At 60.2% G+C, this 19,411-nt stretch carries 17 protein-coding genes and 1 tRNA gene; 8 read left to right on the top strand and 10 right to left on the bottom strand.

The annotated features are described in order from the left end of the window. Positions 1-181: 181 nt before the first annotated feature. The 6 genes from MRY75_RS09305 to MRY75_RS09280 form a co-directional block, all read right to left on the bottom strand. Complete coding sequence (locus MRY75_RS09305; RefSeq protein ID WP_292307206.1) at positions 182-1,177, bottom strand: ABC transporter ATP-binding protein; 996 nt, start codon at positions 1,175-1,177, stop codon at positions 182-184. After that, complete coding sequence (locus MRY75_RS09300) at positions 1,174-2,208, bottom strand: Gfo/Idh/MocA family oxidoreductase (protein ID WP_292307204.1); 1,035 nt, start codon at positions 2,206-2,208, stop codon at positions 1,174-1,176. The genes MRY75_RS09305 and MRY75_RS09300 overlap by 4 nt, the downstream gene beginning before the upstream one ends. Then, complete coding sequence (locus MRY75_RS09295; RefSeq protein WP_292307202.1) at positions 2,205-3,044, bottom strand: carbohydrate ABC transporter permease; 840 nt, start codon at positions 3,042-3,044, stop codon at positions 2,205-2,207. Before MRY75_RS09295 ends, MRY75_RS09300 begins: the two co-directional genes overlap by 4 nt. 11 nt (positions 3,045-3,055) lie before the next feature. Further along, positions 3,056-3,970: a carbohydrate ABC transporter permease gene (locus tag MRY75_RS09290; protein ID WP_292307201.1), complete on the bottom strand. Its 915-nt coding sequence runs from the start codon at positions 3,968-3,970 to the stop codon at positions 3,056-3,058. 69 nt (positions 3,971-4,039) lie between these two features. Continuing rightward, positions 4,040-5,293 (bottom strand): ABC transporter substrate-binding protein, encoded by a 1,254-nt coding sequence (locus MRY75_RS09285; protein WP_292307199.1) that lies wholly within the window; start codon positions 5,291-5,293, stop codon positions 4,040-4,042. A gap of 18 nt (positions 5,294-5,311) precedes the next feature. Then, on the bottom strand, positions 5,312-6,196 hold the full coding sequence (locus tag MRY75_RS09280; RefSeq protein ID WP_292307197.1) for an N-acetylmuramic acid 6-phosphate etherase: 885 nt from the start codon (positions 6,194-6,196) through the stop codon (positions 5,312-5,314). 169 nt (positions 6,197-6,365) lie between these two features. Between MRY75_RS09280 and MRY75_RS09275 the strand changes: the two genes are divergently transcribed. The 6 genes from MRY75_RS09275 to MRY75_RS09250 all read left to right on the top strand — a co-directional run bounded on the left by MRY75_RS09275 (position 6,366) and on the right by MRY75_RS09250 (position 11,062). Next, the gene (locus tag MRY75_RS09275; RefSeq protein WP_292307195.1) at positions 6,366-7,244 is read left to right on the top strand and encodes a BadF/BadG/BcrA/BcrD ATPase family protein; all 879 of its coding nucleotides are present in this window, start codon (positions 6,366-6,368) and stop codon (positions 7,242-7,244) included. Beyond that, on the top strand, positions 7,241-7,990 hold the full coding sequence (locus MRY75_RS09270) for a GntR family transcriptional regulator (protein WP_292307193.1): 750 nt from the start codon (positions 7,241-7,243) through the stop codon (positions 7,988-7,990). The genes MRY75_RS09275 and MRY75_RS09270 overlap by 4 nt, the downstream gene beginning before the upstream one ends. 17 nt (positions 7,991-8,007) lie before the next feature. After that, positions 8,008-9,036: an SIS domain-containing protein gene (locus MRY75_RS09265; protein ID WP_292307191.1), complete on the top strand. Its 1,029-nt coding sequence runs from the start codon at positions 8,008-8,010 to the stop codon at positions 9,034-9,036. Further along, complete coding sequence (nagA, locus tag MRY75_RS09260; RefSeq protein ID WP_292307189.1) at positions 9,033-10,160, top strand: N-acetylglucosamine-6-phosphate deacetylase; 1,128 nt, start codon at positions 9,033-9,035, stop codon at positions 10,158-10,160. Before MRY75_RS09265 ends, nagA begins: the two co-directional genes overlap by 4 nt. Before the next feature lie 137 nt (positions 10,161-10,297). Further along, entirely contained in the window at positions 10,298-10,804 is a 507-nt protein-coding gene (locus MRY75_RS09255; protein ID WP_292307188.1) for a GNAT family N-acetyltransferase, read from the top strand. 181 nt (positions 10,805-10,985) lie between these two features. Then, positions 10,986-11,062 (top strand) — tRNA-Arg (locus tag MRY75_RS09250). A 468-nt stretch (positions 11,063-11,530) separates the two neighbouring features. Here the strand turns inward: MRY75_RS09250 and MRY75_RS09245 are convergent. From MRY75_RS09245 to MRY75_RS09235, 3 genes are all read right to left on the bottom strand, one after another. Continuing rightward, entirely contained in the window at positions 11,531-12,025 is a 495-nt protein-coding gene (locus MRY75_RS09245) for a DUF4411 family protein (RefSeq protein WP_292307186.1), read from the bottom strand. Continuing rightward, the gene (locus MRY75_RS09240) at positions 12,022-13,281 is read right to left on the bottom strand and encodes an ImmA/IrrE family metallo-endopeptidase (RefSeq protein ID WP_292307184.1); all 1,260 of its coding nucleotides are present in this window, start codon (positions 13,279-13,281) and stop codon (positions 12,022-12,024) included. The genes MRY75_RS09245 and MRY75_RS09240 overlap by 4 nt, the downstream gene beginning before the upstream one ends. A 449-nt stretch (positions 13,282-13,730) precedes the next feature. Continuing rightward, entirely contained in the window at positions 13,731-14,294 is a 564-nt protein-coding gene (locus MRY75_RS09235; protein ID WP_292307183.1) for a hypothetical protein, read from the bottom strand. A gap of 777 nt (positions 14,295-15,071) precedes the next feature. Between MRY75_RS09235 and MRY75_RS09230 the strand changes: the two genes are divergently transcribed. Further along, positions 15,072-15,389 carry a transposase gene (locus MRY75_RS09230; protein WP_292307181.1) on the top strand — a complete coding sequence of 106 codons (318 nt, stop codon included), beginning with the start codon at positions 15,072-15,074 and terminating at the stop codon, positions 15,387-15,389. Between the two features lie 44 nt (positions 15,390-15,433). Then, a complete protein-coding gene (locus MRY75_RS09225; RefSeq protein ID WP_292307179.1) occupies positions 15,434-15,604 on the top strand; it encodes a hypothetical protein in 171 nt (56 codons plus the stop codon). 241 nt (positions 15,605-15,845) lie between these two features. Here MRY75_RS09225 and MRY75_RS09220 read toward each other — a convergent pair whose 3' ends face one another. Continuing rightward, complete coding sequence (locus MRY75_RS09220) at positions 15,846-19,202, bottom strand: Ig-like domain-containing protein (RefSeq protein ID WP_292307177.1); 3,357 nt, start codon at positions 19,200-19,202, stop codon at positions 15,846-15,848. Between the last annotated feature and the right edge of the window lie 209 nt (positions 19,203-19,411).

Raw genomic sequence — 19,411 nt, 5'->3', positions numbered from 1 at the left:
CCCTACGGGCTGCCACTTTCCCAAGAAGTCAAAACTGAGCAGATTACGACGCGTGTGCGCGGCAATCTGGCCCCGATCGACCTGCGGTTCTCAGCCGACATGGCGTCTACTCAACCGCGCGGACGCTGACACAGGCTCCTTGCCATCGTGTGTCGATGTCTCGGCCCAAACCCCGGCCTGATCACGCAAGCCGGGCGCCTGTCGCGTCGAAGCTGTAGGTGCGGTCTGGCTGAAAGCCGAGCCGCAGGTCGGCGCCCGGGGATACGGCGTGCTGACCGAACAGCCGGGCGGTGATCTGGTGATTCCCGGCATGACCGATGATGTTCGTGTCCCCGCCAAGCTGCTCGACATGGCTCACGCGCACCGCGAGGGGGCCGTCATCCGCCAGGAACAGGTCTTCGGGCCGAATGCCGACTGTCCGTGTGTCGCCGTCGGTGAGCAGGTCGCCGGGGAAGAAATTCATCGACGGAGACCCAAGGAAACCTGCGACGAACTGGTTGGCGGGATTGTTGTAAAGCTCCATCGGGCTGCCGATCTGCTCGACCCGCCCGTCGCGCAGCACGACGATCTTGTCGGCCAGGGTCATGGCCTCGGTCTGGTCGTGGGTGACATATATCATCGACGCCCCCAGTTGCCGATGCAGCGCCGCAATCTCGATCCGCGTGTTCATCCGCAACGCCGCGTCGAGGTTCGACAGCGGTTCGTCGAAAAGAAACAGCTTCGGCTCCCGGACAATGGCACGTCCGATGGCCACGCGCTGGCGCTGTCCGCCGCTGAGCTCGGACGGGTAGCGGTCGAGATAGGGGCCGAGGTCCAGCATCCGTGACGCCTTTTGCACGCGGTCCTCGATGACCGATTTGGGCTGGCCTTCCTGCTTGAGCGCGAGGGTCATGTTGCCGCGGACGTTGAGGTGCGGATAGAGCGCGTAGCTCTGAAAGACCATGGCGATGCCACGCTTCGACGGGGGCGTGGTGTTGACCAGCGTCCCGCCAATCCGGATCTCGCCGGATGTGGCATCCTCAAGCCCTGCGATCACGCGCAGCAGGGTGGATTTTCCACAGCCCGACGGGCCGACGAAGACGACAAATTCGCCCTCCATCACCTCGAGGCTGATGTCCTTCAGGACATGGACCTCTCCGAAGGACTTGTTCACGCTGTTGAGCAGCAAGGCGGTCATGACAGGGTCTCCCCGAGCGAAATGGGTGCGCCGGTGCGGATGCTCTGATCGGCGGCAAGACAGATGGCGAGCGAACTGACGGCATCGCTCATGTGGCGCGTCAGGTCGATATCCTCGGCGATGGTGCGCAGCATGTAGGCCTGTTCGGCGTCGCAGAGCGCCTGATGTCCGGGTTCATCCGGCATCTCGATGCTCCGGTCGGCGCCCGGAGTATGGACAAGGATGGCACCGACCTTGGTGTGGCCGTCGATATCGGCGGAAGCCCCCTTGTTGCCATCGGTGATCGACACAGACCCGTTCGGGCTGACGATGTCCTTTACGAAGAACGCGGTCTCGGACATCATCGGTCCCCAACCGGCCTCGTACCAGCCGACCGATCCGTCGGCAAAGATCACCTGGAACTGTCCGTAATTATACATATCCGGCGCGATCTCGTCGCTCAGCCGGAGGCCCATCCCGTGAACGCGGACAGGGGCGGCATCGGTGATCTGGCACATGACATCGACATAGTGCACCCCGCAATCCACGATGGGCGAGGTGGTCTGCATCAGCGTCTTGTGCACCTCCCAGGCGGCGCCCGTGCTTTGCTGGTTCAGGTTCAGACGGAACACGTAGGGTCCGCCCAGGGCACGCGCCTCGTCGATCAACCGCATCCAGGACGGGTGGTGCCGCAGGATGTAACCCACCACCAGCTTGCGCCCTGTGTGATGTGCGGTGTCGACCACGCGCTGCGCGTCGGCCACGGTCATGGCAAGCGGCTTTTCGACAAAGACATGCGCACCGGCCTGCATCGCCGCGATGGCGTAATCGGCATGTGTGTCGGTATAGGTGGCGATCACCGCAAGATCGGGCTGGGTTGCGGTCAGGGCCTCGGCAAAATCGGTATAGACCGGGTATCCGGCCAGATCGGGATGATCGACCCGGCCGCTTCTGTTGACTAGGCCCACGATGTCGGCCTCCGGGTGTGCGTGATGCGCGAGCGCGTGGCTCAATCCCATGTTGCCCAGACCTGCGATCAGAACCCGGATCATTTGACGGCTCCCGATGTCAGACCCCGGATCAATTGCCGCGAGAAAATCACGTAAAGCACGAGCACCGGCAGGATCGCCATCGACAGCGCCGAAAGCACGGCATTCCAGTCGGTCACGAACTGTCCGATGAAGACCTGCGATCCAAGAGTGAGCGTCTTTGTCTCTTCCGCCGGAGCGAGGATCAACGGGAACCACAGGTCGTTCCAGATCGGGATCATGTTGAAGACGGCGACGGTTGCCATCGCCGGGCGCACCAGCGGCAGAACAAGGCGGAAGAAGATCGTGTATTCGCTCAACCCGTCGATCCGTCCCGCGTTCTTGAGGTCGTCCGAGATCTGCCGCATGAATTCGCTCAGGATGAAGACGGCCAGCGGCAGGCCCTGCGCGGTATAGACGAGGATCAAGGCCCAGAGCGTGTTCACCAAGCCGGTTGCCACCATCATCTCGAGGATGGCCACCGTGCCGATGCGGATCGGGATCATGATCCCAAGCGCCAGATAGAGCCCCATAAGCATGTTGCCGCGAAAACGGTATTCGCTCAGGGCATAGGCCGCCATCGCTCCGAAGAGCAGGATGAAGAACAACGAAGCGACCGTGACGATCATCGAATTCTGGAAATAGAGGACGAAATCGCCCTGTTTCATCACGGTCTCGTACCCGATGGTCGAGAAACTTTCGGAATCGGGCAGCGCCAGCGGCTCGCGGAAGATCGACCGCCGTTCCTTGAAGCTGTTGATGAGGATGACGAAAACCGGGAAAAGCGCAATCACCGTGTAGAGGATCAGCGCGCCGTGCATCATCACGGTATTGATCGGGTTCGAACGGGCCGTGTTCATCGGTCAGGTCCTCAGAGCTGGTAGCGGCGGATGCGGGTCTGGATTCCGAAAAGGTAGATGCAGACGCCGATCAGGATGATGGTGAACATGGCACCCGCGATGGCCGACCCCATATGCGGATCACCCAGCTGAAGCTGGAAGCCAAAGAACGTTCGGTACATGAAGGTGCCGAGGATATCGGTCGAGAAATCAGGCCCGGCGAGCGCGCCTTGGGCCGCGTAGATCAGGTCGAACGCGTTGAAGTTGCCGACAAAGGTCAGGATCGAGATGATCCCGATCGATGGCAGGATCAGCGGCAGCTTGATCTTCCAGAACGCCGCCATTCCGGTGATGCCATCCACTTCACCCGCTTCGAGGATGTCCTCGGGGATCGTCAGAAGGGCGGCGTAGATCAGCATCATCGGGATGCCGACGAATTGCCAGACCGAGATCAGAGCCAGCGTCGTCAGCGCATATTCCTCGCGGCCAAGCCAGGGCGCGTAGAGCGATTTCAGCCCCACCCAATCCAGCATGCCGGGGGCGATGCCCCAGATCGGCGACAGGATCAGCTTCCAGGCGAAGCCGACGATGACGAAGGACAGGATCGTCGGGATGAAGATGGCCGACCGGTAGAGTGCGGCAAAACGCAGACGCGGATGGCTGAGAAGGGCAGCCAGCGCAATACCGATCGGGTTCTGGACCAGCATATGGATCAGGAAGAACCAGAAATTGTTGCCCAAGGCGTTCCAGAATTGGTCCGCCCAGATCGGATCGAAGAACAGCGTGCGGAAATTATCGAGCCCCACGAACACGCGATCCTGCTCGATCCGCGTATAGAGCGCGAGGCGCAGCGTGTTGAACAGCGGGAAAATCATGACGGCGGTGTAGACGATCACCGCGGGGGCCAGAAAAACAGGGATATGCCAGCGGATACGGGCTCGTTTCATGGGTCAATCTCCGGGCAATCGGGATCCGGGCAAAGGTGGTCTGCCCGGATCCAAGTGCAGCGCGATGGCTTACTGCTGCGGTTCGTACCAGCTGGCGAGGCCGTCCTGCAGCTTCTGGCCCAGCTCTTCGGGGGACGAGGTGCCTTTGATGGCGGCGACCGACGCGCCCCAGGTCTCGTTCTCGAGGTTGGGTGTGCCGCGCGACAGGATCTGATAGGTCGAGCGGATCGTGCTTTCGCACTCCTGACGCCAGCTCACGAATTCTGCTGCCAGCGGATCGGAGATTTCGACCGGTGTCGACGACAGCGGGAAGAAGCCCGGCAGCGCGTTTGCGAAGATCTCGGCGAATTCCGGGCTGGCGACCCAGGCGAGGAACGTCTTTGCCGCTTCGGGATTGTCGGTGGCGGCGTTCATGCCGATCCCGATATCCGTGTGGTCCGAGATGTAGCAGGTGTCGCCCGCCGCTTTCACCGGCGGCTTGAACGCGCCCATCTCGAAATCGGCAAGGTTGTTGAAGCCCGACACTTCCCAGGACCCGGCCGGGTAGATCGCGGCGCGGCCAAGGGTGAAGATGTTCTGGCTGTCGGGATAGGTCTGCGCCTCGTAGCCGTCGCCAAGATAATCCGCCCAGCGGGCCAGCGTCGCATAGGGCGCAACCCAGGGCTCGTCCGTCAGCTTCTGCTCACCGGCGATCAGCGCAAGGCGACCTTCTTCGCCTTTCCAGTAGTTCGGGCCGATGTTGTTGTAGCCCATCGTGGCCGCTTCCCACTGGTCATTGGTGCCCATGGCCATCGGGATGTAGCTGCCGTCGGCCTTGATCGCGTCCAAAGCGGCAAAGAATTCGTCTTCGGTTTCCGGAACTTCGAGACCCAGTTCGGCGAACGCGTCCTTGTTGTAGATGAAACCATGGATCACCGACGCCATCGGCACGCAGAACGTGGCCGATCCATCATCTGTCTGCCAGGCCGACTTGGCCACGTCCGAGAAATTGTCCATTGCGTCGAGATCGCTGAGGTCTTCCAGGTGGCCCGCCTCGTAAAGCGCGAGGGACGCGTCGAAGGGGCGGCAGGTGATGAGGTCGCCCGCCGAGCCTGCGTCGAGTTTGGAGTTCAGGACGGCATTGTATTCGGCCGGGGCGGACGGGGTGAAGTTCACCTTGATACCCGGGTTCTTGGCTTCGAAGGCCGGAATGATCTTGTCCTGCCACAGCGTCAGGTCATCGTTGCGCCAGCTTTCGATGGTCAGCGTGACGTCCTGCGCCTGCGCCCCCGTCGCCACGAGCGCCGTGGTCAACAAGGCCAGTCTGAGTGTAGTGCGTGTCATGTGGTCCTCCCGTTTTGTTCAGTTGATCTGCGCCAATGCTGCGCGCAGGTTTCCTTCGGTTGTGCGAAGAAGGGTCCGGGCCGCACCCGGCGTTTGACCGGCTGCGACCAGTATGGCCAGTTTGACGTCTCCGTCGGTGGTTTCGAGGGCCGCGCGCGCGGCGTCATCCGTCACGCCCGCGATCCGCGCCACCATCCCCATAGCGCGTGCCCGCAGTTTGATGTTGTCGGCCCGCAGGTTGACCATCATGCCGTCATGCACGTGACCCAGCTCCATCGCCATCAGTGTGGACAGCATGTTCAGCGCAATCTTCTGGGCCGTTCCAGCGCCCATCCGCGTCGATCCTGACAGGACTTCCGGCGGCGTGGCCAGCAGGATCGGATGATCCGAGGCCAGCAGCAGCGGCGCTCCGGCATTGTTGGCGATTGCGATGATCCGTGCACCTGCAGACTTGGCGATCCGCACCGCTTCAAGCGTGTAGGGCGTGGTCCCACTGGCAGAGACAGCAATGATCGCGTCATCCGGTCCAAGCCCGGACAGGGCATCGGCAAGGCTCTGCGTGTCGTCTTCGGTGTCGCCGGGCATCTCGACGCCGGTGGGCAGGCCGCCCGCCATGTGGATGCGCAACTGCGCGGCCGGGATCGAGAAGGTCCCGCCCAGTTCCTGCGCGTCGGCGGCGGCCATCAGGCCCGAGGAGCCGGCTGCCACATAATGCAGCGTGCCTCCCCGCCGCAGCGTTTCGGCAAGCGCTGTCGCGGCGCTTGCGATATCCCCGGCCACCGCACGCACCGCCGTTGCTGCCGCGATCTGGCCGTTTGCCAAGACCAGCGCCGCGTCTTCGCGAGGGATCGCATCGATCCCCTGCGCCTGTGCGTGCAATGCTTCGGTTTCTGCCGTGACCATGTGATTCCCCCTGAGGTCACGATGAAAGTACCATTGTAATACCTTTTGTCCAGAATTTCTTTTTTCCACTGTCGATGTTGCTGGATTGGCCTTATTGACCGTGGCTTGCGCCTCGCTTTGGTTGCATTTGGCCTTTTAATCGAAAAATAGGTATTGTATAGGTATTGCCATGACGCAGGCGCACCACATCAGGGTTTTGGCCATCGACGGCGGCGGCACGCGATGCCGGATCGCTGTGCGGCGGGCGGACGAGGTTGTGACTGTGGAAACCGGCTCTGCAAATGTCTCCACTGATTTTGATGGAAGCGTATGGCAGATCCGGCAGGGGCTGGATGCGCTTGCGGCCAAGCTGGGTCTGGACCCTTCTGCATGGTCCGACATTCCCGCCTTCTTCGGCTTGGCGGGAATCACCGGTCCGGAGATCGCCGACCGTCTGAAGCGGGCCATGCCGTTCCATCACATCCGGATCGACGATGACCGGCCGGCGGCCCTGCGTGGCGCGTTGGGCGACCGGGATGGCGTCATTGCACATTGTGGCACGGGGTCGTTCTACGGTTCGCGGATCGCCGGTGAGATGCGGTTCTCCGGGGGCTGGGGATCGATTCTGGGCGACGAAGCCTCGGCGCAGTGGATCGGGCGGATCGCTTTGGCTCGTACGCTGGAAACGGTGGACGGACGCATCCCGCATACACTGTTGGCGCAAGAGTTGCTTGACCGTTTTGGCGGTTCTGCGGGGATCGTCAAATTCGCAGGCACCGCGCGCCCGGTGGAGTTTGGCACGCTTGCGCCGCTCGTGACGGCCAAGGCGCAAGGGGGGGATGCGCTGGCTGTCGGGGTCATGCAGTCCGGCGCGGCCGAAATCGCCCGCAGCCTTCCTCTGATTGGCTGGCGACCGGGCTTGGCGATCTGCCTGACCGGCGGGACAGGCCCGCAGTTCGAACCCTACCTGCCCGAGCCGATGCGCGCGGACATCTTCGCGCCTGCCGGCGAACCGCTGACCGGCGCGCTGCAGCTGGCGCAGGATCTGGCCGAGGAGATCGCCTCATGAGCGTTGTCGACTTCCTGCGCCCCGAGGGCTGGCTGGGTGAAAGCGGCGGCCCGCGTTACGTGCAACTGCGTCAGCGTCTGGAGAGCGGCATCGAAAGCGGTGTGCTTGCACCCAATTCCTCGCTTCCTCCCGAGCGCGAGATTGCCGAGATCACCGAGCTTTCCCGCGTGACTGTTCGCAAGGCCATTCAGGAACTGGTGCGCGAGGGCCTGATCGAGCAGCGTCAGGGGTCCGGGTCCTTTATCCGAGAACGCATGAACCGGATGGAGCAATCGCTCTCTCATCTGACCTCGTTCACCGAAGACATGGCGCGGCGGGGTCTGGACACCTCGTCACGCTGGCTCGAACGGGGGGTCTTTCTGCCGACGCCTGACGAAGTTCAGGCGCTGGGTCTGGCTGATGGGGCCGAAGTCGCGCGCATTTACCGGTTGCGCGAAGCCGGTGGTCGTCCGATGGCGCTCGAACGTGCGTCGCTGCCGCTCGACATTCTGCCGAACCCGTTGGAAGTGACCACCTCGCTCTACGAGGTGCTGGGCCGAAGAGAGGTGCGCCCCGTACGCGCAGTGCAGAAGATCTCGGCCATCAATCTCGAACCCCGTGAGGCCGATCTGCTGAACGTCCCCGAAGGCGCGGCGGGCCTGTCGATCGAACGCACATCCTACTTGCCAAGCGGCCGGGTCGCTGAACTGACCCGATCCCTTTATCGCGGTGACGCCTACGATTTCGTGGCTGAACTGCGCCTCTGACCGAAAGGCTGACAGACATGTCTTCCAAACCGACACTGATGCACCAGGAAGTGCGCGAGATCCCCGCGGCGGTCGACCGCCTGCTGAGCGCGGGCGGAACGGCCATCGAAACTGCGGCCAGCACCGCGCGCGCCACCGATCCGCGCTTCTTCATTTCCGTGGCACGCGGATCGTCTGACCATGCCGCCACATACCTGAAATACGCAGCCGAACTGTTGCTCCGCCGTCCCATGGCCTCGGTCGGTCCGTCCGTGAATTCGATCTACGGTGTCGATCTCGACGCGCGCGGCGCGGTGGGCCTGTCGGTGTCGCAATCCGGGCAAAGCCCCGACATCGTGCGGATGACCGAAGCGCTGGGCGCCAACGGCGCCTTCACGGTCGCCATCACCAACGATGCAGGCTCTCCCTTGGCGCAAACCGCAAAGGCGACCTTGCCCATTCATGCCGGGCCCGAATTGAGCGTCGCCGCCACCAAGACCTTCGTGACCTCGTTGGTGGCGGGGCTGTGGTTCCTGGCCGAAATCGCACAGGACAGCGAACTCGTCGCCGCAATCCGCGCCTTGCCCGACAGTCTGGATCAGGCCACGACCTGCGACTGGTCGGCAGCGGCAGAGGCCATGGACGGCAGGTCGCTGTTCACCATCGGGCGCGGCCCGTCATGGGCGATCTCCAATGAGGCCGCGCTCAAGTTCAAGGAGACCTGTCTGATCCATGCCGAAAGCTACTCCTCGGCAGAGGTGTTGCATGGGCCCGTGTCCATTGTTGGCAGCGATTTTCCGGTGATCGCCTTTGCCGCCCGAGACAAGGCCGAAAGCACGCTGGCCGAAACCGCAGATGCTCTGGCCGACATGGGCGCGCGGGTCTTTGCCGTCACGGACAGGGCGACGCGCGCGTCGCGGCTGCCCCATATCCGCACCGGGCACTGGCTCTGTGATCCCATTGCCGCCATCGTGTCTTTCTATGCGATGGTCGAACAGGTGGCCTTGGCGCGCGGGATCGACCCTGACGCACCGCGTCATCTGAAGAAGGTCACGGAAACGGTATGACCGGGGACACTCTGACATTCCGGAACGGGCGCATTTTTGATGGTGCGCGCTGTCTCGACGGCCACGTCGCGCAGTACGAGAACGGACAGCTTGTGCAGCTTGGGCCAGAGGCCGAGATCCCTCGGCACGGCACGGATATCGACCTCGCGGGCGACATCCTGTTTCCCGGCTTCGTCGATCTGCAGGTCAACGGTGGTGGTGGCATCCTCTTCAACGCCGATCCGTCCGTTGCCACGCTGCGTCGGATGGCCGAAGCGCATCGCGCTCTCGGGGTGACGGCTTTTCTGCCGACGCTCATCACCGATACACCTGAAACGACCCGCGCCGCGGTCGCGGCCACAGCCGAGGCGTTGCGCGAAGGCGTGCCGGGCATTGCGGGCCTGCATCTCGAAGGGCCGCATTTGTCGGTCGCACGGAAAGGTGCGCATGACGCAGCGCTCATCCGGCCGATGGCACAGGCGGACCTTGACGCCCTGCTCGATGCGAAGCGGACGATCCCGGTGCTCAAGATGACGGTTGCGCCGGAATCCGTGACCGAGGATCAGGTCGCCACCATGGCCGCTGCGGGCATTCTCGTGGCACTGGGGCACAGCGATGCGGATTATGCGACCTGCCGACGCTACATGGACGCCGGTGCGCGCTGCGTGACCCATCTCTTCAACGCGATGAGCCAACTCGGCAATCGCGAACCGGGTCTGGTGGGGGCGGCCTTGGCCTGCGGAACAGTGTCCGCCGGTCTGATTGCCGATGCGGTGCACGTACACCCCGCCACGATCCGCGCCGCCTGGACGGCCAAGACCGGCCCGGGCCGCATCTATCTGGTGAGCGATGCGATGGCTGTCGCCGGATCGGATGCCACGGAATTCGAACTGGGCGGACGCGTGATCCGGCGCCATGACGGGCGGCTGACGCTTGAGGATGGCACCCTTGCGGGCGCGGATCTCGATCTTGCCACGGCGGTGCGCGTCATGGTGACGGAGGTGGGCATCGACCTGCCCGAGGCGCTTGCGGCGGCCACGTCAGTGCCCGCCGGCCTGATCGACCTGACCTACAGCCTGAACAGCCTTTCGCAGGTCACGCGCCTCGCGTCAGACCTGTCGGGGACCGTCCCGGTCACCGGTTGATCCGATCCTGACCGCAGACCTGCATTAAGGTCGGGCAAATCCGTGTTCCTACCCTCGAAAAAGGGGGCTTTGGCTTGCAACATCGCGCGGTTTGCGGAAACCTTGGGACGGAGCAAGGGCAGGGAGGCGGCGTGGTGATGCAGAACGATATCCTCGGACAGGATCCCGCTCCTCGAAACCTGAGCACCTTCCGTATTGATCCCGTTGTCGCGCTGACATGGGACGTGGCCGAACTGGTGAACCGCCATCAGGAGATGATGCGCGCCCAGACCCCGTCGGAAAGTTGCCACGTCATGAGCGCCGACGATCTTTTCGCGGCGGGTGCCCGGGTCTACGCGCTGCGCGACGACACCGGCACGCTTGGCATTGCGGCGATCAAGCCTCTGGAGGACGGGCATTGCGAGCTCAAATCCATGCACACCCGGATCGAAGCACGGGGCAGGGGCGTGGCGGCGGCCCTGCTGCAGCACATACTTGTTCAGGCGAAAACATTGGGAATGGCGCGCATGAGCCTCGAGACAGGATCGGAAGCCCCCTTCGCGCCGGCCCGCCGTCTCTACGCCCGCCACGGCTTTACGCTCTGCCCGCCCTTCGCGGGGTATCTCAATGACCCGCTCAGCGTTTTTATGACCCGAACCCTCTGACGCTCTCTTGCCCCGATGGGCCAAAGTCTGCAAAAAGCGCGCAGCGGTCCCTTAGCTCAACTGGATAGAGCAGCTGACTTCTAATCGGCGGGTCTGGGGCCAGAAAGAGGAGAGGAAACAGGCGGGTAGGCTTTTCGGGGCGCGTTGCGAACCGTTTTCCGAACCGTTATCACGGCGTCACGGCCCCGTAGCTCAACTGGATAGAGCAAGCGCCTTCTAAGCGCTAGGTTCCGGGTTCAAGTCCTGGCGGGGTCGCCAACTCTCTTCCTGTGTGTAGATGGGGCATATGAGTGCGCGAAACGGCATTTTTTGCTGCGCACCGTGTCAAGTCTTATTTTTGCATTCTATTTAATATCCTCTCAAGTTATTGATATAAAATAATTATTATCGTGGCTCTGGTCGCCTTGGACACTTTTGGCACCTTTAGGCTTTGAGCTGCAAGCAACGCTGTTGGTAACGGTTAGCCGGGGAATAGAAAGGGAGCCTGCGGCAAAATTCACCCATGAACTGGCTATCTGGCTAACGAACACGTGACGTACCGTCGAACCTTGCGGCTGAGTCGGTCAATCAGTGCGATTGCAGCATCAGTCAAGGAGGGCGGGAAGTTGCCTTTCGCTGCAGACGCAATCGCTTTTCGCACCATTACGAAAGCAGACTTTGGCCTCGAAGCTCCACCACACTCAAAGTCGCTGCTCACGATACTATGATATCGCATTGAGGCAGCTCTTAGGTCACCGTGAAGTTCAACTCTCGATAGAGTTGGAAGTCATCGACCCACTTGACCCCGAGATCGTCACATGCATCCGGCAACTTTGTTGATCCAAGACGCTTGGACCGCTTTGACCTCTCGCGCGTCACCACCGTTCGGTTAGTCGGATCAACGAGTGCGTAGGCAGCCAGAAATGGGTCCTTGCCATACTTGCTATGCTCTATGTCATTGAAGGCCGGATCGGTCCCCTGATATCCTTCATTAATAACTTGTTGGATCAGCTCGGGATTGACTTCCTCATCAAGGATCAGAGCCGCTTTTACATCTGGATCATTGATCCATTGAACGTGAAGGCCATCGCCAGTGAATTCTTCGTGAACCTCCCAAGGCATCTTGATGGAGCCGGCTTCTGCCTGAGCTTGCACCCAATCCCAGAAAGGCTTCACCCTATCGACCGGATAGAAGGTTTCATGGGCCTCAATAAGCGTGTTGGCGTCGAGCAGATACATCATGAGACATGGCCATTGCCCTGCACATTCTTCCGCCTGACACTCTCTACGAAGTTGAGAAATCCCGGTATGGAAATGGCTTTGGCACCAAGCAACCGCGCGGCATTGGTGTGGGTCAAGTTGCGTTCTTTGATATTGCGTTGCACGACATCGACCAGCGCATGACCAAGATTGTGGTACTTGATAACGTAGCCCGAAGGGCCACTGTTATTTTCTTTTTGCTTGGCCTTTTCTTTCTTAACGTTGGCCAACCACCTCTGGTGGTACTCTTGGCGCAAGGTTTGATAAGCCCCGCTGGTCAATTCCCCGGTGCGTTGAAAACGATAGGCCACCATCGGTTCACTGACCGACCAGCGACTAGCGATAAGATCGATGCAGCCGCGAGCGGCTTCGATGTCGTTGGCGCCAAATTTGACTCCGCCCTTGCGAAAGTACCCCTCCGGCAAAAGAAATTCGCCGGCCACATCGTTGCAAAATCGCTCAATCTTGGCGTTATCTGTCGTCGGCTGCTCCGTAGAGACACTGCCGCTCACACCGGTTTGACCAAGGAAAACATGGGCGAGCTCGTGAATCAGCGTAAATGCCCGTGCGGGGCGCGCGTCTTTTGCGTTGATCACCACAAAGGGTGCCACAGGGTCGGCAATAGCAAACCCGCGAAAAACATCGGCACCAATTGAGAGTGTGTGGTGGCCCAAATCACCAAGCACGAGGACGAAGACCCCCGCGTCTTCCGCTGCAGCGCGAAGCCTTCCAAATAAGGCACTTGCATCACCCTTCCGCAAGGAAATGTCGGTGTGATCAAATGCCAAGGCATTTGAAATCATCTCGACCACCTTGCCGACGCCAAGGCCGATGTCCGCCGATCCTACAAAATCAGGAGCTTCGAAGTCCTCTTCATCAAGAAGGATATCGCGCACGAGTTCTTGCCGGGCTTTCACATCACGCAAAAGCGCGTCCAACATGCCGTTGTCACGTTGACCACGTGCATCCGGTGTTTGGCGAAAATCCTGGCCGCGTTCACCAGTCTTTGGCGGTTCGGCCAAGTAAAAGGTGATCAGCGGCCGTTTGTAGACGTTTGCGAACTTGGCCAATTGGTTGCGGGTAGGCTGCTTCTCGCCAGCTTCCATAGCAGCGAGCTTCTCGGCAGCCGTGCTTTTCGACGAGTCGCCGAAGCCCAATTTGCGTGCCGCATTCTCAACGTCAAATCCGGCGGATTGACGTGCCCAAATGAGGATTTCAGGATTGACGGCGATGGACATGGTTTGGTTTCGAGAGCCTGATTTGCCCTCTACATTTATGTTATTCAGAGGCCTGATCCTAGGCCAAGTTGGCTTGGTCATGCGGAAATCAGGCAAGTGTGAGGTGCAAGACTCGTCTCTGATGTGACAATCGACTTAGTCGACGATCCTGCTTTGCCCCGTCTCTCCGCCAAAATAGTGTTGTTTTCCGCTGAAGGAAACCGTGCCGATGACTGGATTGACATGCCGCGCTGCCGCAGGACTTCCAGTCGCAAGATGGCAACTCTTGGCCGGGATTGACAGCGCACCTTGGGATCTGTGTGCGCCCAGCCGCAGTGCCGTATGACCGGTTCGAGCCCGCAGTCCGTCCGGGACGGACGCGAGAACGCGGTCGGTCTGGTCCTCGCCTAACAGGCATCCGCCCCGGGTGAGCCCGGGGCAGATCGGCGCACGCCCAGTCCGAGCTGTCCTCATGCGGCTGCGCGTTCTCCGGTCTTCCAGGTTGCCCACCGGGCGGCCTGGCGATCGAGTTTGGCGCGCTGATCCGCGGTCCAGCCGATTTGATCTAGGAGCCTGTCGACCAGCTCCACTGGCTCCATGGCCGGGATCTGCTTGATATCGTTCCAGTCATTCATCGGTTCGGGCGCAATGGCCCGAACCCTGTCCTCCAGGACACCAAGGTCGTATTCGCTGATCGCCGGCAGAGGCAGGACGCGGGCGCGGCAAAATTCCCGCGCCAGGAGTTTCCGCAGCTCCTTGGCGACCTTGCCGTCCCCAGCGTCGCTCAGGGCATTCTTCCTGCTGTGCCAGAGACGGCCGGCATTGTAGGCCGCCACGAACTTGTGGCTGTTCTCATCCCCGGCACAGTGGTTGCTCCAGACCCGGTGCCGCAGGTTCATCGTCTTGCCGACGTAGCGCGGGACCTGCTCATGATCATGCAGCAGGTAAAGGCCAGGGACATTGCGCGGCACGTTTTCAAGGCGGATGAGCGGGGCAGTGGTTAGGGCCTCCAGGGCAGCGGTCGGGGGCATCATGGGCAAGTCTCTCCTTTATGGGCGATGACTTGGATATAGCGGTGGGCGCGTCGGGATGCGCAAAAAGTCTCGCCATGGCGAGACTTTCCTGGTCAAAGCCATGGTTCGGAGGACCGCACAAACCTGAAATTAACGTCGCGCAAAGAGCGACCAGGGGCTTGCCCGCGCCGCGCCGATGCAGGACGGCTTAGAGCCCAAGTACGAAGCCGCTCACAGACCTGGCGCGCCAGGGCGTGGGGCCTGCTACGCCGCCGCAAGTCTGCTTCGAGCCCTTTGCGATGCTGCACACCCACATAGGAAGAGGGCCAGCGGCGGACCGTGGTTTGCCGCTCCATTAGATCCGCGAACCACTTTATGGTCGTCATTTGCCTGAGATGCTCGCACTATGCACTGGCGTCGACAAAGCGGCAGACCGGCGGGACGGTCCGCCGCTGGCCCGGCGGGCTTCGCCCTTGTCCCGGGCCGGGTGCCTAATTCGAATGTCTGCAACGTCCGCACACTACCATTTCGCGGCAGGCTCGATTTCGCGCTTGCAGCGAACGGCCGGTTCGACGGGCCGCACCGCAGCGGGGGCGGTGAAGAGCGAGTGGCTGCAAAGGGCCGAATGACGTCTGCCAACTGTAAGCACACGCTTCTGTCGCTGCGCGTAAGCGGCAAGGCGACGCCGTGGGTTAATGGCTTTTCTGTTGTGGGGTAAGAGTTTGGCGATGGTCTGATCGCCGAGGTTTCATGTCTACGACTAGTTCTACGCCTATGCCTGCGACTGGTAACTTACAGTTGATTGAAGCAGTTGCAGAGCATTTTGACGGTGCGCCGATTGGTGAGCGACGGCGGTGGTCTGATGCGTTCAAGGAGAGAGCTGTTGCCGCGGCGCTGGAACGCGGGGTGAATGTGTCAGCTCTTGCCCGCAGTCTCGGGATTTCACCGCCGCAACTCTTTGGGTGGCGCAAAGCTTTTCTGAACAAGCAGAAACGGGTCAGTGTTTCAGATAGTGCCGTGCCGCTGGTGGAAATCGTGTTGGGAGGGATCATCGTTCGGGTGAGCCCAGATGTCGACGAGGCTGCGTTGCTGCGTAAGGGAGAGGCCGCGACGTGACAGAGGTTTGGGAGACTGACCCGGTAGCAGTAGCTTACGAGCACATGACCGCCAGAGGTGAAAACTCACCAGAGCAGATTGACAAACTCTTGGCCGAAAACAGCGACCCAGCCGCTTGGGCCGCAGAAGCGATTGAAGAATGGGCGCAACACGTCACGACGGTGGACCTGACCGCCGCCATTGCGGAGTTTATCCAAGAGCGCCCTGACCGATAAAAGGCAATCACTTAGACCCGCATCTCTAGAGTCCACGAAAAGCACCCGTTTGTGTCCGGTATGTGACGCAATCATCTGCTTCCTTCACGTCCACCGAACCGGCACACCTTGCTCATCGCTGCCACGAAGGCGACCACCGGGCCTAAATTGAAGGGAAGTAGGGGGTGTTAGGGCCGTGATAAGACCTGCAGTACTCCAAGCGTGTAAAAGGCCGCCTGAAGGCGGCCTCTGAAATATCGGCTTACGAAAGAGCAACCAAGCTTGATTCCGAAAAATCGGATACACCGATCAAAACCACAGCAGAATTGTTCGTTCCAAGAACATCATCTTCATTGGTGCCAGAACCGTTCTGCAACACAAGAGTATCACTACCCGAACTGTTGATCGTAAAGGCACCAGTGGATTGGTTGAAATCCCCCCGCTGAACCAAGACGCCCTGAGGCAAAGCGTCAGCGCTTTTCCCGATAAGGTCGATAAGACTAGAGCTTGGAGCAACTTCCACTTCGAGCTGGTCGGTGCCAACCACAAAGTCGATCACTATATCAACACCGTCTCCAAATGTGATTGTGTCGTTTGCATCAATAAGCGAGCCCAGAACACTGGTGGCAGTCGCCGCAACGCTGTCACTTGAGCCTTGGACAAAGACATCCGCGCCAGTCCAACCAGCCAAATAGTCTGCGCCTGTGCCCCCAGTCAGGGCGTCATTGCCAGCACTACCACCGATGACTGCATCAGGTCCGGCACCGCCAATTAGAACGTTGTCCACGTTATTGCCCAAGATGATATCAGCGCCGGAAAACCCTGTCAGGTTTTGAACTCCGGTGTTTTCTCCAGCGGTGATAAGTGTGACCGGCTGGCCTGCATACGTAATCGCTTGACGCACCCCACTTGCAGGCTCTGCAAAGAGCGGAACCCCTGGATCGGTTCGTGTGAATCCGAATGTAATTTCGGTGTCACCAGTCGAGAGGTACCCAAGTGCAGCGAAAAAAGGTGCGGTAGGGGAAAAATGCAGATCTGCGCCTTCACTTGAGGTAAAAATCACCGCGCGGGGATCTGTCGGAGATGGCCTCACAGTAAATGTTGGCCCGACCGGTGTCACAAGATCAACAGCCTGTACGTTATCTTCCGCTGCGGTGTTTGTGTTCCCGGCCGCATCTTCTGCAATGTCTGCCGCAACGGACACAGTAATATCATCCTGCAAGTCGGCAGTCGGCGTCACAACAAGGGTGAAGACCTTGCCGATTTCACCCGCGACTTCGCTCGGTGTGAACGTGCCCTTAGTGCCATTGGTCACAGAAACATCGTCAGCCGAAAACCCCGTAACGGCTTCACTGAAAGTGACGGTGTAGGTGATCGCACCAGCATTCGTGTCAGCAAGTGTCACGGTTGCGGATTTGTCATCGGTGATCGTGACCGTGGGCGCCGTGGTATCCAGTGTGTAGGAGACGGTATTTGAGGGCAGGCTCGGATTTCCGACGCCATCGTAGACCCTTGCTGTCAAGGACTTTACGCCATCGACCCCAAGATCACTTGCAGTGATCAACAGCTTGCCGGCAGTAATATCTTGTTCCGTCAGCGTTGCCGTACCGACCTCTGTGATTGTCGAGAACAGCTTCACTTGATCTCCGACCACAGCCAAAGACCCGGTTGTCGGAAGCGTCACTTCGATGACCGGTGTCTTCACATTGCTCAGATTGTCAGTCTCGCTTCCGCCACTGTCCGATGTTGTCACAACATCAATGGTCGGAGCGGCAGGCACAACTAGGTCCACCACCTGGACATTGTCCGTGGCTGCTGCGTTGCCATTGCCCGATGCATCTTGCGCTACACCTGCAGCAACGGAAACGGTGATGTCCCCGACAAGGTTCGTGCTGGGACCAACGAGCAGCGTGTAGACCAATCCCTCTTCGCCTTGGATTTCACTCGGGCTGAAGAGCCCCTTGGAACCATTCACAACCGTAATGTCTTCTACACCAAACCCGGTCACCGGCGTGTCGAAGGTAAAGGTATATCGGACAGCAATCTGTTCTTCCTGCCATTTAACAGCGCCGGGATAATTATCGGTGATGACAAGCGTGGGCTGAACAGTGTCGAGGGTGTAAATCAATGCATCTGAAGCAAGGCTGACATTTCCGCCGGCATCCGTGATCGTCGCTGACAGGGACTTTTCACCGTCTTCGCCAAGATCACTGCTTGTGATCGACACGAGCCCTGCGTCGATATCAGTCTCCGTCAGTGTAGCCGAACCAACCTCCGCTTTCCCGGAGAAGAGTTTCACCACATCGCCGACGACAGCAAGCGATCCTTCCCTGGGAAGTGTCACCTCAACGGCAGGCGTCTTCACATTGCTCAGATTGTCCGTGTCACTCTCACCCTTGTCGGAAGTTGTCGAGACATCGATGGTCGGCGCGGCCGGGACAATCAAATCAACCACCTGGACATTGTCCGTCGCAGCCGCATTCGGGTCCCCAGCGGCGTCTTGCGCGACGCCGGCTGCAACAGACACAGTCACTTCGCCTTCAAGCTCTGCGTCAGGCGTCACGACCAGTGTGAAAACCCTCCCGATTTCACCTTCTACTTCGCTTTCAGAGAACACACCTGGGGTGCCGTTGATCACAGTGACATCATCCACCACAAACCCGGTCACCGGCTCGCTGAAGGTGAATGTGAACGTAATCGCCCCTGAAGCTGCGTCACTCGCATTCACAGCCGCCGCTTTGTTGTCCGTGATCAAGACGGTCGGTGCTGTGACCGCTGGAGGCTGCGGCTGGGGTTCCGGCTGCGGCTGGGGCTCCGGTTCCGGCTGCGGCTCCGGCTCGGGTTCCGGCTGCGGCTCCGGCTCCGGCTGGGGCTCCGGTTGCGGCTGGGGCTCCGGTTGTGGCTGGGGCCCGGGTTCCGGTTGTGGCTCGGGTTCGGGTTCCGGCTGGGGCTCCGGTTCCGGTTGCGGCTCGGGCTCCGGTTGCACGGGTGGTTGTGGCGCTACTACGCGTGCAAAGAAAATATCTGTCTCATCTTGCGCCGCGTTCACGGTTCCTAAATCTTCGCTGACCTCATTAAGAACCAAGGATGCAAAATTGAACGCAGCCGCATTGAAAACAACAAGCTCCCCGTCGATCTCCTGGGCGATTGGGTTCCCGTCGATCCCAACCCCGGCGATTTCAGCGTCTCGCGCAAAATCAAGCGCAACTGCAATTTTCGCTTCGGTACGGTTTTGATCTTGCGTGCTGCCATCAACATCCTGCGCGCCAATCAGAACCGCGAGAATAAACTCACCAAGCGGAACCGCACCGACTTCCAGGACCTCCTGCCAGAACGCCTTGCCCACTTCATCAGGAATGCGGCCGAAGAGATTAATGTAGATGCTGTCAATGAACGCTGAAGCACCATCAACTTCCGGATCACCAAGAAACGGGAAAATCGTTTTTGCTTCCGCGGTGTCTGCAAAAGCCGTCGCGATTTGTGCCAGCGACATCAACCCAGCGTCCAGTTTGGACACCCAGAACGCCAGACCGGCTGGATCCGGCGCACGATCGAAGTACGCCACGTAGATTGCTGCGACCTGCTCGTGGCTGGTCAGCCCAGAAATATCAAAGCTCATCTTGCATCACCATTTGAAGAGGGCCCGCGCTTTGTGCCCGGCTGGCCGGTACAAACTCGGTCAGTCAAATGCCTCAGAAGAGCTTGGCTGAGCAGCAAATACTCGGAAAAATTCTTATACCCGTCCTCCTGAATTGACCTGACTTTTTGTTAGGCCGATTCACTCTGCCACATGTTGAACAGGGCAGCGGCTGGTACTGTTTGATTATG

It is taken from the genome of Marivita sp., from assembly GCF_022763305.1.
Taxonomy (GTDB): domain Bacteria; phylum Pseudomonadota; class Alphaproteobacteria; order Rhodobacterales; family Rhodobacteraceae; genus Marivita.
This window is presented reverse-complemented; position numbering and strand designations above follow the sequence as displayed.